The sequence below is a fragment of the Bradyrhizobium uaiense genome (assembly GCF_010811875.1).
In the GTDB taxonomy this organism is placed as follows: Bacteria; Pseudomonadota; Alphaproteobacteria; order Rhizobiales; family Xanthobacteraceae; genus Bradyrhizobium; species Bradyrhizobium uaiense.
Genome location: NZ_VKHP01000033.1, coordinates 36,985 through 50,643 on the forward strand (window position 1 = coordinate 36,985; position 13,659 = coordinate 50,643).

The 13,659-nt window shown below is 64.7% G+C and carries 12 protein-coding genes; 2 read left to right on the forward strand and 10 right to left on the reverse strand.

The features are described 5' to 3' along the window. Window positions 1-52 precede the first annotated feature (52 nt). The 7 genes from FNJ47_RS11100 to FNJ47_RS11130 form a co-directional block, all read right to left on the reverse strand. Window positions 53-1,366 carry an ATP-binding protein gene (locus FNJ47_RS11100; RefSeq protein WP_163153115.1) on the reverse strand — a complete coding sequence of 438 codons (1,314 nt, stop codon included), beginning with the start codon at window positions 1,364-1,366 and terminating at the stop codon, window positions 53-55. A gap of 84 nt (window positions 1,367-1,450) precedes the next feature. Next, window positions 1,451-2,506, reverse strand: coding sequence for a putative bifunctional lysylphosphatidylglycerol flippase/synthetase (locus tag FNJ47_RS11105; protein WP_163153116.1), 1,056 nt, complete (start codon window positions 2,504-2,506; stop codon window positions 1,451-1,453). A 351-nt stretch (window positions 2,507-2,857) separates the two neighbouring features. Then, the gene (locus FNJ47_RS11110; RefSeq protein ID WP_163153117.1) at window positions 2,858-3,085 is read right to left on the reverse strand and encodes a SelT/SelW/SelH family protein; all 228 of its coding nucleotides are present in this window, start codon (window positions 3,083-3,085) and stop codon (window positions 2,858-2,860) included. A gap of 19 nt (window positions 3,086-3,104) precedes the next feature. Further along, window positions 3,105-4,013 (reverse strand): haloalkane dehalogenase, encoded by a 909-nt coding sequence (locus FNJ47_RS11115; RefSeq protein WP_163153118.1) that lies wholly within the window; start codon window positions 4,011-4,013, stop codon window positions 3,105-3,107. Further along, complete coding sequence (locus FNJ47_RS11120; RefSeq protein WP_163153119.1) at window positions 4,010-4,600, reverse strand: TetR/AcrR family transcriptional regulator; 591 nt, start codon at window positions 4,598-4,600, stop codon at window positions 4,010-4,012. The genes FNJ47_RS11115 and FNJ47_RS11120 overlap by 4 nt, the downstream gene beginning before the upstream one ends. 107 nt (window positions 4,601-4,707) lie before the next feature. Beyond that, window positions 4,708-5,004: a hypothetical protein gene (locus FNJ47_RS11125; protein ID WP_163153120.1), complete on the reverse strand. Its 297-nt coding sequence runs from the start codon at window positions 5,002-5,004 to the stop codon at window positions 4,708-4,710. Window positions 5,005-5,006: 2 nt separating this feature from the next. Beyond that, the gene (locus FNJ47_RS11130) at window positions 5,007-6,401 is read right to left on the reverse strand and encodes an OmpA family protein (RefSeq protein ID WP_163153121.1); all 1,395 of its coding nucleotides are present in this window, start codon (window positions 6,399-6,401) and stop codon (window positions 5,007-5,009) included. 168 nt (window positions 6,402-6,569) lie between these two features. On the opposite strand from FNJ47_RS11130, the gene FNJ47_RS11135 reads away from it, so the two are divergent. Both FNJ47_RS11135 and FNJ47_RS11140 read left to right on the forward strand, forming a co-directional pair. Further along, a complete protein-coding gene (locus FNJ47_RS11135) occupies window positions 6,570-7,628 on the forward strand; it encodes a polysaccharide deacetylase family protein (protein WP_163153122.1) in 1,059 nt (352 codons plus the stop codon). Window positions 7,629-7,911: 283 nt separating this feature from the next. Next, window positions 7,912-8,712 carry an SDR family NAD(P)-dependent oxidoreductase gene (locus tag FNJ47_RS11140; protein ID WP_163153123.1) on the forward strand — a complete coding sequence of 267 codons (801 nt, stop codon included), beginning with the start codon at window positions 7,912-7,914 and terminating at the stop codon, window positions 8,710-8,712. A 386-nt stretch (window positions 8,713-9,098) separates the two neighbouring features. Here FNJ47_RS11140 and boxB read toward each other — a convergent pair whose 3' ends face one another. The 3 genes from boxB to FNJ47_RS11155 all read right to left on the reverse strand — a co-directional run bounded on the left by boxB (window position 9,099) and on the right by FNJ47_RS11155 (window position 13,316). Then, on the reverse strand, window positions 9,099-10,550 hold the full coding sequence (gene boxB, locus FNJ47_RS11145; RefSeq protein WP_163153124.1) for a benzoyl-CoA 2,3-epoxidase subunit BoxB: 1,452 nt from the start codon (window positions 10,548-10,550) through the stop codon (window positions 9,099-9,101). Between the two features lie 94 nt (window positions 10,551-10,644). After that, on the reverse strand, window positions 10,645-12,333 hold the full coding sequence (gene boxC, locus FNJ47_RS11150) for a 2,3-epoxybenzoyl-CoA dihydrolase (RefSeq protein ID WP_163153125.1): 1,689 nt from the start codon (window positions 12,331-12,333) through the stop codon (window positions 10,645-10,647). A 176-nt stretch (window positions 12,334-12,509) separates the two neighbouring features. Further along, on the reverse strand, window positions 12,510-13,316 hold the full coding sequence (locus FNJ47_RS11155; RefSeq protein WP_163153126.1) for an alpha/beta fold hydrolase: 807 nt from the start codon (window positions 13,314-13,316) through the stop codon (window positions 12,510-12,512). Window positions 13,317-13,659 lie beyond the last annotated feature (343 nt).

Sequence of the window (13,659 nt, forward strand, 5' to 3'; positions counted from 1 at the left end):
TTTACGAAGGTTGGATGACACTTGGATGACAGTTCTAAGCGACTGAAAACGCTTAGCTTTGGGTCGGCAACGGGCTCTTCGGCCAGGGAAAACAGGCGGTAAAAGTGGCGCCATTGTTCGGCACGCTTTCGATCACAAGACGCCCGCGATGACGGTTAAGAATATGTTTCACCAGCGATAATCCGAGGCCCGTTCCGCCCTGGTTTCGGCTGTCGCCGACGTCCACCCGGTAGAACCGTTCGGTCAGCCGCGGCAGGTGCTCCGGGGCGATGCCGGGGCCGAAATCCCGTACCAGGACACGGATTTCGGGGGTCCCCTCGCCTGATGCGCCCGAAACGGTCTGATTAAGCGACACTATGACGCGGCCGCCCGAGGCACCGTATTTGAGCGCGTTCTCGATCAGGTTCTCGAACAGGCGGAGCAGTTCCTCGCGGTCGCCGGCGATCATGACCGGGGCCTGAGGCAGGTCGACATCGATCTCGACCTGGCGCTCGCTGGCCAGCGCCTCAAGCCCGTCGGCCACCTGGCGGATGATCGGCACGATGTCGATCGACGCCTCGGGCCGCACATGGGCCGACAGCTCGACTCGCGACAGCGACAGCAGGTCGTCGATCAGCCGCGCCATCCGGGTGGCCTGGGTGTGCATGATGCCGAGGAAGCGCTCGCGCGCCCGCGCGTCCTCCCGTGCCGGCCCCTGCAGCGTGTCGATGAAGCCGGACAGCGCGGCGAGCGGCGTGCGCAGCTCGTGGCTGGCATTGGCGACGAAATCGGCGCGCATCTCCTCGACCCGGCGCAGCGGCGTCAGATCGTGGAAGGTCATCAGCATGCACTTCTCGGTGCCGCCGAACTGGGTCGGCACCGGCACCGGCGTGATCACCAGTTCCATCCAGCGATCGACCGGAACGTGATCGCTGTAGGTGGCGCGGCGCGGCTCGGTGGTCGCGATCGCCTCGCGCAATGCGGTGATAATCTCCGGCGAACGCAGGGCAAATTGCGCCAGCTCGTTCTTGCGCAACGCCGGCGCGAGTTGCGAGGCGGCGGCGTTGAGATGGATGACGCGGCCGGCGCGATCGAGCAGCACAGCCGGATCCGGCATGCCGGCGACGACGGCGCTGACGGCGGTAGCCTCGACCGGATTGCCGTGGCGAACATCCTCGCGCGAGGTGCCGGCATCATGCAGCCGCCATGGCACCAGGGCCGCGGCCGCGATGCAGACGAACACCGCGCAGGCGCGCACCAGCGACAATTCGCCGAGCGCGACCACCACGCTCAAGGCCAGCGCTGCGGCAAGCAGGATCAGCGCGGAATGGCGCAGCCGGTCAGGCCAGGGCGAGAATATGGAAGGCGGAGAATCGTCAATTGCCATCGCGGCGGCTTTCTTCCCGTCGGTTCATGTCTCGCCCAGGCGCGGCCATAGCGACCGTCCCTCGGGAGGCATCGGGCCGCTTCATCAGACGCCGGAGTCACCGCGCTTGCGGACCAGAACCGCCTCATGATGCGGCTCTGCGCGGGAACCCGAATCAGCCTGCGGCAGCCGTTTGAGTCGGGCGCCAACGATAACCTCCCGAAACGTCAGCAAGATTACAGATATGACGAACGGCGCAATATAGTAGAGCAGGCGGAACAACAGCATACCGCCGAGCAGGTCCTCGCGGTCCATCTGCCAGAGGCCGACCAGCATGGCGGCGTCGAACACCCCAAGCCCGCCGGGGGAGTGGCTGGCGAAGCCGAGCAGGGTCGCCGACACGAAAATGACCGCGACCACGACGAAGCCGAGATTGGGCTCGTCCGGCACCAGCACGTACATTGCCAGCGCGCAGAAGCCGAGATCGACGATGCCGATCGCGATCTGCAGCAGGGTCAGCGGACCGCCCGGCAGGGTCACCGTCCAGGGGCCGCGGCCGACCACCCGCGGCTGCGTCCAGACCCAGACCACATAGGCGACCAGCGCGATGATGATCGCGAAGGCCAGCGTGCGGTTCAGCCAGGGCGGCAGCTGGTCGATGTTGGCGGCGGCCTCGGGGTGATAGGCGATGCCGAGCCCGAGCACCGCGGCATTGCCGAGCCAGAAGGTGAGACCGGCGAGAAAGCAGATCTTGGCGACGTCGATTGCGTTCAATCCCCAGGCCGAATAGATCCGGTAGCGCACCGCGCCGCCGGTGAAGACGCTGGCGCCGACATTGTGGCCGATCGAATAGGAGGTGAACGCCGCGAGCGCATTGATGCGATAGGGCACGTGGGCGTGGCCGATCGCGCGCACCGCGAACAGATCGTAGAAGGTCAGGGTGAAGTAGCCGGCTGCGACGAACAGTCCCGCCAGCGCGATTTGCCGCGGCTCGGTGCTCTTGATGGCCTCGAGCACCTCATTGGTGTCGATGCCCCGCAGCATGTGATAGAGGACGTAGCAGGCGATGCCGATGACGGCGATGCTGATGACAACACCCAGCCGATGCAGGATTTGCTTCTGGCGCAGAAACGCCATCGCCCTGCGTATTGCTTCCAGCATCTAGACCTCGAATTGCGATCCCGCGACGACGGCTCCCGGGCGAACTGCGCCGGCGCTTCGCTGTGCCCCGCCCCGTGTAGCGCGTTTTAAGCCGGAGTGGAATTCGTCAAACGACAATAAAACGCGCATCTTCAAGATATTAGGGATGATTCATGACAGCGGATGCACAAATATGCGCGTTTCCCGCCACGTTCGACAAGGCTTGACATGCACGTGCGGCAGTTAGCCCGCCGATCGGTGCGCAAGACCATCCGGAAAACTACGGGGAGCAGGCATAACGCGCGACGCCCGTGCAGTGAAAATCGCCGCCGCATGGGTCATGCGACGGCGATTTGGTAAGCCCGCGTATCGCTATGCCTGCGCCGCTGCCGCCGCGGCGGCGATCTCCGCCGCATCGGGGAAATGCCCCTTGACGCGGCGGGCGATCACTTTGCCGTCAAGCTTGACCTCGAAGACGCCGCCCTTGCCGGGCACCAGCTCCGCATCGAGCCCGAGGCGCTCGCGCAGCAGCGCTGCGGCCTCCCTGGCGCGCTTCTCGTAACCACAGGGGCGGCAATAGGTGATCGAAAGGTCGGTCATGGCGTGCTCTCCCATCCGTTCATGCTGCGAGATGTTGCGCGCTCGCGGCCTCGACGCCGGCGATCCAGCCGGCAACCGAGCGCCCGATCGCCTCCGGATGATCTTCCTGCAGATAGTGCGCACCGGCGCCGAGCTGAATGAGCGCACAATGCTGCAACTTCGCCGCGAAATCGGTGGCGAAGGCCGGCGATACCAATGCTCCAGGCGACCCCGCAAACAGCAGTTTCGGATAGGTCGATGCCGCAAGCGCCGCATGCGCCTCAGTGAGCGCCCGATCGACATCGGCAGGTTCGCCTGCGATCGGCAGTTCGCGCGGCAGCATCAATGTCGGCTTGCGGCTGTCGCGCGTCGCAAACGGCGCGCGGTAGGCTTCCATCTCCTCCTCGCTGAGCGTGCGCAGGATCGAACCGGGCAGCACGCGCTCGACGAACGCATTGTTGTCGAGGACCATTGCTTCGCCTACTCCCGGCGTACGGAATTTGCGGAACGTCTCCCGCGCAGCCTCGTGCTGGTGGAACTCGGACCAATCCCGCATCGGGCGGATGAATTCCATGAAGGCGAGCCCGCGCACGAGTTGCGGACGACGTGCCGCAAGATGGAACGCGAGCGCCGTGCCCCAATCCTGCGCGACGAGATAGGCCGAGCTGATGCCGAGCTCATCGATCAGCGCGTCGAGATAGTCCGCGTGGTCGAAGAAGCGGTAGGCGATGTCGGGCTTGCCGGACTGGCCGTAGCCGATCAGGTCGGGCGCGACGCAGTGCCCGACCGGCGCCACCAGCGGCATGATGTTGCGCCAAATGTACGATGACGTCGGATTGCCGTGCAGGAACAGCACGTGCGGCGCGTCGCGGCGCCCAAGCTCGCGATAGGCCATCGTGGACCCAAGCACGGCGCGATGATGCAGGCTGATGTCGGCGGATATGGTCATGGCAACTCCTTGAACACGGTTTGGAATGCGATCGTCTTGAAACGCTCGAGCGCAGCCGCGCTGCGTTCGACCTTCATGCGCAGCATCGCGCCCTGCCAGGATGCGAGCAGGAAATCGGCAAGCTCGTCGGGATCGAAGTCGGACGCGATCTCGTCCTTGGCCTGCGCTTCGGCGATGCAGGCCGCAAACGGCGCGCGCCATTCCCGGAAGATCTCGTCGAGCTGCTCGCGCAGCATCTCGCTCGAGCCCGACGCCTCGAGGCTGAAATCGCCGATCAGGCAGCCGCGGGTGAAGCCGTCATGCGCCAGCTTCCCGGTGATGAGATCGAAATAGCGCCGGAGCCTTTCGCGCGGCGCCAGCGTCGTGTCGCCGAACGCTTCGGCGACGAGGCCGCGCACATAGAGGAAGTAGCGGTCGAGCACTTCGGAGGCGAACAGCTCCTTGGAGCGGAAGTGGTTGGTGAACGAGCCCTGCGGCGCGCCGGCGGCCGCGGTGACGTCGCGGACGCTGGTGCCGTGATAGCCGGTCCGGAACATTTCCTTCAGGCCGGCGTCGAGGATGGCATCGCGGAGAGAGGGTTTTGGCATGGACGGCATTTAATACGTACGTACGTATTAATGTCAAACAATATGATCGATGCGACGCCGCCGGCGACCGACGAAATCGCTTAAGTCCGTTGGATCAAGGGTTCGGGTCAGCTCGCCGGCTTGCTGCGCGAAACCACCCAGTCGCGCAGCCAGGAGCCGATCGCGCAGCCGACGAGATAGAGCGCGAACATGCACAGGAAGAGATCGAGCCAATAGCCGAAGCGGCCGGGCACGATCCGCGCGAACGATGCCCCCACCAGCGCGGCGGCGAGCACGGCCAGCCAGATCATCCACACCTTCGAGACGGCCTGTGCCCGATGGACCACCGCGATCCAGCCCATGCCGAAGCCAAGCAGGGCTGCGCCGAGCAGCCAACCCCAGAAGAATGTCGCGAGCACGGTCATCGCTACTTCACCACGAATTCGATGCGGCGGTTCTGCGCCTTGCCGTCTTCATTCTCGTTGCCGGCCAGCGGCTGCGTGCTGCCATACCCGATCGGCGTGAAGCGGTTGGCCGGCAGACCGGCGCGCACGAGATAATCGACCACGGCCTGCGCGCGCCGCTCCGACAATGCCTGGTTCGCCGCTTCCTCACCGTCGCTGTCGGTATGGCCGGCGACCTCGATCGTCGCATTGGGACAGCGCATCGCGGTCTCGATCAGACGGTCGAGCAGGCCGGCGGAATCCGCAACGATGTCTGCCTTGCCGGACTCGAAGCGGATCTTGCCCTTGGAGAGGATCTCGGAAAACAGCTGCTGGCACACGGTGGGATCGACCGGCGCCGCCGCCGGCTTCACCGTGACCTCGGCCTTGTACTGCCAGCCTTGCGGAAAATCCTTGCCGAGCCCGTCGCGGATCTGGCCGGCCGCGGCATCATAGAGCGCATCGCCCGACAGCTTCACCTCGCGATCCGACACCACGAGCGTGCCGGTCGACAGCCGCGACAGCGCGCCGAGCGCCGGCACCACCGCTGCCGCAAATCCTGACGGCGCGCCGAGGCTGGCCTTGAGATTGTCGACCACCTTCTCGCTGAAGAACTTGCGGCCGGCGGCCGCGACCAGCGCGGCATGCACGTTGTTATCGGGCACGTAGCCGGTCAGCGTCAGCGTCACCGCGACCGGGTCCTTGTAGGCCTGAAACACGTAAGGCGGCGCCTTGATATCGTTGGCGGCGATCGAATAGCCCTCCGGGAGGTTCTTCAGCGCCGCCGCGACCGCTTCGCGTCCGCCGAGCTCGCGCGCCATGCCCGCGAGATTGACCTTGTTGTCGGTCAGCGTGATCTTGCCTTCCTTCAGCTTGCCGATCTGGTCGAGCAGCAACAGCGCCGCCGTGTCGAACCGCGACGGCGCCCCGCGGGCGAGCGCCATCTGATCCACCACCTCAACACCACCGAGGTTGGCCTTCGCGGCCTCGGCCAGCTTGCTCTTGCTCGACGGCAATGGCGCATTGCCGCCAAGCGTGACCCGCACCACGTCGCGTTCGGCGGACCAGACAAACGGCTTGGCCTCCGGAACGAGGCGGGTCTCGTCGTTGACGAGCCGCACGCCCGGCACGGCCTCGACCGACGCCACCGCGCTGAGACGGCCGTCTTCAGAGAAGGCGTTGGCCGCAAAGGTGACGTCGCGGCCGTCGACGCCGATGCGGCGCTTGTCGAGGACGGTGTCCTTCAATGCGGCATTGGAGCGCGCGGCAAGGTCCGCTTCGACCGTGGCCGTTGAGGTCCAGGCCGCGATACCCCACAGGACGACCAGCGGAATCACCCCAGGCCACCACTTGCTACTCCACTTGAAAAGTCCGTGCATTCAGCATCCTGCGGGGTCGGGAAGCAGAGAGAAAACAAACCCTTGGCTGACTGTCAAACCCCAAATCAGGCACCATGGCGGGGCTCCATGTCGGATCGGGATAACAGTTTCTTCAGTGGTCTTTCGCTAAGTTTGCGGCGGAATGCAAATCGGCGGCCCCGCGCCCTCATGAAACAGCTCCGCAACACCGTGATCCGTGCCGGGCTGGAGGCGCTGTATTTTTCCGGCGCACACCATCTGCTGCGGCCGATCTTCGCCGGCGTCGGCACCATCTTCATGCTGCACCACGTCCGCCCGCGGCGCGGCGACGCGTTCCAGCCCAACCACCATCTCGAGGTCACGCCGGATTTCCTGCGCGCGATGCTGACGCATCTGCGCGCACTCGACGTCGAGATCGTCAGCATGGACGAGGCGCATCGCCGCCTCACCGAACGGAATTTCGCGCGGCGCTTCGCCTGCTTCACCTGCGACGACGGCTATCGCGACAACCGCGATTTCGCGCTGCCTGTCATGCGCGAGTTCGGCGCGCCGTTCACCGTCTTTGTCGCAAGCGATTTCGCCGAGGGCTGCGGCAAACTGTGGTGGATTGCGCTGGAGCGGGTGATCGCGACAGCGTCCGCCATCGAGGTGCCGATCGACGGCATCATCACGCGGATCGACACCGCGACGCCGCAAGCCAAGCGGACCGCATTCGGCCGCATGCACGACTGGCTGCGTTCGCTACCTGGTGAGCAGGAGATGCAGGCCGCAATCTCCGAGCTGTGCGTCCACCATGGCGTCGACGAGGGCGGCATCGCGCGCGAGCTCTGCATGTCCTGGGACGAGTTGCGCGGCTTTGCCGACGATCCGCTGGTCACCATCGGCGCGCACACTATCACCCATTGCAATCTCGCCAAGCAGAGCGAGACCATCGCCTCGTTCGAGCTCGCGACCAGCCGGGCGCGGATCGAGGACGCGCTGCAACGGCCGGCGCTGCATCTCGCCTACCCCTATGGCGACCGGATCGCCGCCGGGCAGCGCGAATTCGCCCTCGCGAAGGTGATCGGTTTCAGGACTGCGGTCACGACGCGGCCGGGCATGCTGTTTGCCGAAAGCGCCGACCATCTGACGGCGTTGCAGCGGGTCTCGCTGAACGGCAATTACCAGGACGCCCGCCTGCTGCCGGTCCTGACCTCCGGCGCCGCCACCGCGGTGTGGAACGGCTTCCGTCGCATCGACGCGGCGTGATCGCCTAACCTTCTTCCCTTGTGAGCACGTAACTCTGCTGCCCTTCTCTCCTTGTGGGAGAAGGTGGCCATAGGTGGCCTGCGGCCACCGTTCTCGAAGATCGCCGATGCCACGCATCGGCTATGCGAAATCCGCGACGGATGAGGGGTCTGTCTCCGCGGATAGAGACCCCTCACCCGGCGCCTGCGGCGCCACCCTCTCCCACAGGGGGAGAGGGTATTCAGCTTCCTTGACTCGATCCCCGGCCGCGCTCAGAACCACCGGCAACGCAATGGAGGAGCGCATGTTCAAGGATCTGTTCTCACTGAAAGGCCGCGTCGCACTGGTGACCGGGGGATCGCGTGGCATTGGCAAGATGATCGCGGCCGGTTTCCTCGCGCAGGGCGCCGCCAAGGTCTACATCACCGCGCGCAAGGCAGGTCCCTGCGAGGCCACCGCCCAGGAGCTGTCCGCCGCCTATGACGGCGAATGCATCGCGCTGCCGATCGACATCTCGACCGTCGAAGGCTGCGACAAGCTCGCCGGTGAAATCATCAAGCGCGAGCCGAAGCTCGATATCCTCGTCAACAATGCCGGCGCGGCATGGGGTGCGGACTTCGACGAATTCCCGGAAAGCGGCTGGGACAAGGTGATGGACCTCAACGTCAAGTCGATCTTCTTCCTGACCAAGGCGCTGGCCAAGCCGCTGCGCGCGGCGGCGACGCACGACAGACCGGGCAAGGTGATCAACATCGCCTCGATCGACGGCATCTTCGTCAACCCGATGGAGACCTATTCCTATGCCGCGAGCAAGGCCGCGGTGATCCATCTGACGCGACGCATGGCGACGCGGCTGATCAAGGACAACATCAACGTCACCGCGATCGCGCCGGGCGCCTTCAAGTCCGACATGAACCGGGCGGCGCGCGACCACGCCGATGAAGTCGCGCAACGCGTTCCGTCGCGGCGGGTCGGCAGCGACGAGGACATGGCGGGCACCGCGATCTATCTCGCCTCGCGCGCCGGCGACTATGTCGTCGGCAACACCATCGCGGTCGATGGCGGCGTGGTCTACGCGACGGCGGGTCTGGAGATCGCGGGGTAGAGCGCGTGACGAGATTGGGTCGATAAGCGACCGCAACGGAACTGTGCTCCCTCGCCCCGCTCTTCGCGGGGAGAGGGTTGGGGTGAGGGGCCGCTGCCGCATACACGGCGGCAGATGCACTCGCGGAGGCTCCCCCTCACCCGGAACGCATCCTGCGATGCGTTCCGACCTCTCCCCGCACGCGGGGCGAGGTGGAGCAGAGCCCACCTAAGCAACCCTTCCACAAATCAAAAAAGAAAAGGGGCGAGCCAGGACCTTATCGGCTCACCCCTTTTCGGCCCCTCCGGGAGGAGAGAGCAAGTAGCCCGCATGAGCGAAGCGACATGCGGGGCAGTCCTACCCCGGATATCGCTTCGCTCATCCGGGCTACATGAGTGAGCTGAAACTCAGCTCTCGATCCTCACATATTCGAAGTCGCCAGGCTTGTTGTCGATGCCGACCTTCGGCGCCGAGATCCAGGAGGCGAACTCGCCGGGTTCGGTGACCGGCTTCATCAGCGAGGCGATGAAGTCGCCGTCCGCGGTCGACGGCAGCCAGTCGTTCTTGCGCTTGGCCCAGGTGGCATCGTCGATCAAGAGGCCATCGGGCGTCGCATGGATGTTTTTGAACTCGCCGATCTGGCGGTGGAAGGCGGTGTTCGGCACCGCGAGCTTGTAGTCGATGCCGGCGGTCGAGATCACCTTGTTCCAGCGCAGCATGCCCTTGACGCAATCCTGCGTGTAGTCGTCGCGCAGCCGCATGTTGAGCGCGGTCAGCGCGGGCTCGTCGACCAGCTTGATCTGACCATCCACCATCTTCATGACCGGATAGGTCGAGCTCTTGAGCTGGTGATCGTCCTCGATCGTGGTTTCCTTGTAGCGGCCCTTGATGCCGGCGTTGAAGGCGTTGGCCGCATTGGTCGACACTTCGGAGCCGAACAAATCGAGCGACAGCGAATAGTGCAGGTTCAGCTTCTTCTGGATGGTCGGCAGGTCGATCACGCCGAGCGCGCGGATCCTGGCGATGTCGTTCGGATCGGAGATGCCGGCTTCGTTCATCGCATCGCAGGTGCGCTGCACGACACGCGTGATGCCGGTCTCGCCGACGAACATGTGATGCGCTTCCTCGGTCAGCATGAAGCGGCAGGTGCGCGACAGCGGATCGAAGCCCGACTGCGCCAGCGAGTGTAGCTGCATCTTGCCGTCGCGGTCGGTGAAGTAGGTGAACATGAAGAACGACAGCCAGTCCGGCGTCGCCTCGTTGAAGGCGCCGAGCATGCGTGGGCTATCCGCGTCGCCCGAGCGGCGGCGCAGCAAGTCGTCGGCCTCATCGCGGCCGTCGCGGCCGAAATATTTCTGCAGCAGGTAGACCATCGCCCAGAGATGGCGGCCTTCCTCGACATTGACCTGGAACAGGTTGCGCATGTCGTAGAGCGAGGGCGCGGTCTTGCCGAGATGGCGCTGCTGCTCGACCGAGGCGGGCTCGGTGTCGCCCTGGATCACGATCAGGCGACGCAGCATGGCGCGGTGCTCACCGGGGACTTCCTGCCAGGCCGGCTTGCCGAAATCCTCGCCGAACGGAATGACGCGGTTCTCTTCCTGCGGCGCAAGCAAAATGCCCCAGCGGTATTCAGGCATCCGCACGTAGTCGAACTTGGCCCAACCGCGCGGATCGACCGAATAGGCGGTGCGCAGATAGACCAACGATTCCTGGAAGCCGTCCGGCCCCATGTCCTTCCACCAGTCCATGTAACCGGGATGCCAGCCTTCGAGCGCCTTCAGCACCTGGCGGTCTTCGGCGAGATTCACGTTGTTCGGAATCTTGGTCGAGTAATCGACGTTCATGATGTTCATGTTCATTGGGAGCTCTCCCGCGTTGGACCAGATCAATTGCCGCGAATGGCGAGTAGCGAATGGAGATCCCTATTCGCTATTCGCCACTCCCTACTCGCCTCTAAACCCTCGTCATGTCGAATTGCGCCTTCTGGCCGGTGCCGTAGCGGCGCAGCGCGCCGTCTTCACCGACCGCGTTGGGCCGCTGGAAGATCCAGTTCTGCCACGCGGTGAGGCGCGAGAAGATCTTCGATTCCATGGTCTCGGGTCCAACGAAACGCAGATTGGCTTCCATGCCGGTGAGGCCGTCGGGCGAGAACGAGGTGCGTTCCTCAAAGAACACGCGGACCTCGTCGTCCCAGTCGATGTCGTCGAGCGCGAAGGTGACGAGACCGAGCTCCTCGGCTTCTTCAGCGTCGAGCGCCTTGCCGATCGCGCCTTGCGCACGCTCGAGATCAGACGGGTCGGCCTGGAAGCGCGACTGCAGCCGGGTCAGGCCGTGGCTCATCGGATAGGGCCCGAAATTCATCGCGGTCAGCTCGATCGCCGGCGGCGGGCGGTTGTCGCCCTGCTTCTGGCCGATCAGCATGTAGGAGCGGTCGGCGGCGAACACGAGTTCGGCCAGCGTGCCGACGAAGCAGGAGCCGGGCTCGACCAGCGTCACCAGCGTGCGCGAGGTGACGTCGATGCGCTTGAGCACGCGCTTCCAGTAATGCCTGACCTCGTTGACCAGCCAGTACGCCTTGTTGGCCTCCAGGAACGCGTCATAGGACACGACATTGGCGCGGTCGCCGTGGCTCTTGAACACCAGCATCGCGATCTCGAGCTCGTTGATGCGCAGATGCAGGATCGCATCGTCGAGTTCACGGGCGACCTGCAGCGGCCAGAACGCTGCGCCCTGCCCGGTCATGCCGTCGATATCGGCGGGTGCGGCGGTTTCCGGCGCCTTGATCGAGATGGTGGCGATGCGCGCGGCGCGATCGATATCGACGCTGACGAAGCCGTAGCGGATCGCGCTGTCGTCGATGGTGCGCGTCAGCGGCGTTAGCGCGAGGCCCTTGCCCGCGCCGTTGCGCTTCGACTTCGCGGCGAATTCCTTGACCCGCTCGGCCAGCTTGCCCTCGAGCTTGGAGTTCGGCGCGATCTCGTCGACTAGGCGCCAGGAGACGGCGCGCTTGCCCTTGATGCCTTCCTCGATGGTGCAGAAGAAATCGGCATGGTCGCGACGCACCTTGCGCTTGTCGACGACGCGGGTGAGTCCGCCGGTGCCCGGCAGCACCGCAAGCAACGGCACTTCCGGCAACGCGACGGCGGCGGCGCCGTCATCGGCCATCATGATGTGGTCGGTCGCGAGCGCCAGCTCATAGCCGCCGCCGGCCGCGGTGCCGTTGACGACGGTGATGAAGCTCTGGCCGGAGTTCTCGCTGGAATCTTCCAGGCCGTTGCGGGTCTCGTTGGTGAACTTGCAGAAATTGACCTTGTGGGCGTGGGTCGAGCCCGCGAGCATGCGGATGTTGGCGCCGGCGCAGAACACCCGGTTCTTGCCCGAGCGCATCACCACCACCTTCACCTCGGGATGCTCGAAGCGCAGCCGCTGCACGGCGTCCGCCAGCTCGATGTCGACGCCGAGATCGTAGGAATTGAGCTTGAGCTGATAGCCCTCGAACAGGCCGGCGTTCTCGTCGACGTCCATGGTCAGCGTCGCGACGTCGCCCGCGATGTCGATCTTCCAGTGCCGGTAGCGCGACGGATCGGTCTGGAAGTCGATGTACTTCGCCCCGCCTGCAAGGACGCGATCGTCACCAGCCATGGGCCACCCTTATCTGTTGTCTTGCTGTTATTCGCTTGAAGGTTCGTCGTCGATGTCGACGTGCACAATAATGCATGTTTTCGATCTGGTCTAGTTCAAAACGCAAAAACATGCATTTTGTTTCATGTTCGGAAAAATCACTCGCTGGGCCAATGACCTGGCACCGGCAGGAAATGTCAGGCGGCCAGCGCCGGGTCGTCGCGCAGCGCCGCCCGGGCGAATTCGGTGACCGCCTCCAGCGTCACCGCTGATGCCTCGCGGTGCGGCGAGTGGCCAGCGCCGGCGATCGCGGCGACGTCGACCGGGCAGTAGCATTCGTCCTGGGCGATCTCGACCTGGCGCATCGTGCCGTATTGATCGTCGGCGCCCTGCACGATCAGCACCGGCACGCGGATATAGGCGAGATACTCTGAGATATCCCAGTCGCGGAATGTCGGATTGAGCCAGGCGTCGTTCCAGCCACGGAAGGCGTTGTCGACATCCTTGTGCCAGCGCGCCAGCTTCTCCCTGAGATTGGTGGTCTCATACGCCGTCTTGATCTCGGCGATCGACTGCACCGAGATGTCCTCGACGATGAAATGCGGCGCGAGCAGCGCGAGACCTTGCAGGCGATGATCCTGATGCGCGCCGGCATAGACCGCCGCGATCGACGCGCCGTCGGAATGGCCGACCAAAAGACCGCGGCGGAAGCCGATCCGGTCCAGCAGCTTCGGCAGCACGTCGAGCGCCTCGCGATGCATGTAGTCGACCGGACGCGGCAGTTTTGCCGGCGACGAGGCGCCATAACCGGCACGCGAATAGGCGAACACGCCGGCGCCGGTCGCAGCCTGCAGCTTCTCGGGGAAATCGCCCCACAGCCCGACGCAGCCGAGGCCTTCATGCAGCATCACGATGGTGGGTGCGGTGTCCGGCGAGGGACCGATCATGCGGTATTCGAGATCGGCGCCGTCGATGCTGAGGAAGCCTGTGGGGGAAAGGGTCATGTGAAGCTCCGTTCTCTCAACATGCGAGCGACGCAACAACAGCTCTCTCATTCCCTCCCCCCTTGCGGGGGAGGGTTGGGGAGAGGGGTGAGCCCAGCGCGCTGACGCCTAAGATCGTGCACGGCCATATCAACATATCTCACATCGTTATCGGACAGTGCGGCGTTGTTGTCGCGCTTGGTCGCGCAGCGGAGCAAGCGGCACCCCTCTCCCTGCCCCTCCCCCGCAAGGGGGGAGGGAATGAGAGAGCTGTTGTTGCGTCGCTCGCATGTTGAGAGAACGGAGCTTCACATGACCCTTTCCCCCACAGGCTTCCTCAGCATCGACGGCGCCGATCTCGAAT

Bases quoted from the DNA above. Each gene is read 5' to 3' on its own strand.
- FNJ47_RS11105 (WP_163153116.1), bottom strand. From the start codon at position 2,506: ATGCTGGAAGCAATACGCAGGGCGATGGCGTTTCTGCGCCAGAAGCAA.
- FNJ47_RS11125 (WP_163153120.1), bottom strand. From the start codon at position 5,004: ATGACCGTGCTCGCGACATTCTTCTGGGGTTGGCTGCTCGGCGCAGCC.
- FNJ47_RS11115 (WP_163153118.1), bottom strand. From the start codon at position 4,013: ATGACCATATCCGCCGACATCAGCCTGCATCATCGCGCCGTGCTTGGG.
- FNJ47_RS11140 (WP_163153123.1), top strand. From the start codon at position 7,912: ATGTTCAAGGATCTGTTCTCACTGAAAGGCCGCGTCGCACTGGTGACC.
- boxB (WP_163153124.1), bottom strand. From the start codon at position 10,550: ATGAACATGAACATCATGAACGTCGATTACTCGACCAAGATTCCGAAC.
- FNJ47_RS11110 (WP_163153117.1), bottom strand. From the start codon at position 3,085: ATGACCGACCTTTCGATCACCTATTGCCGCCCCTGTGGTTACGAGAAG.
- FNJ47_RS11100 (WP_163153115.1), bottom strand. From the start codon at position 1,366: ATGGCAATTGACGATTCTCCGCCTTCCATATTCTCGCCCTGGCCTGAC.
- FNJ47_RS11155 (WP_163153126.1), bottom strand. From the start codon at position 13,316: ATGACCCTTTCCCCCACAGGCTTCCTCAGCATCGACGGCGCCGATCTC.
- FNJ47_RS11130 (WP_163153121.1), bottom strand. From the start codon at position 6,401: ATGCACGGACTTTTCAAGTGGAGTAGCAAGTGGTGGCCTGGGGTGATT.
- FNJ47_RS11135 (WP_163153122.1), top strand. From the start codon at position 6,570: ATGAAACAGCTCCGCAACACCGTGATCCGTGCCGGGCTGGAGGCGCTG.
- FNJ47_RS11120 (WP_163153119.1), bottom strand. From the start codon at position 4,600: ATGCCAAAACCCTCTCTCCGCGATGCCATCCTCGACGCCGGCCTGAAG.
- boxC (WP_163153125.1), bottom strand. From the start codon at position 12,333: ATGGCTGGTGACGATCGCGTCCTTGCAGGCGGGGCGAAGTACATCGAC.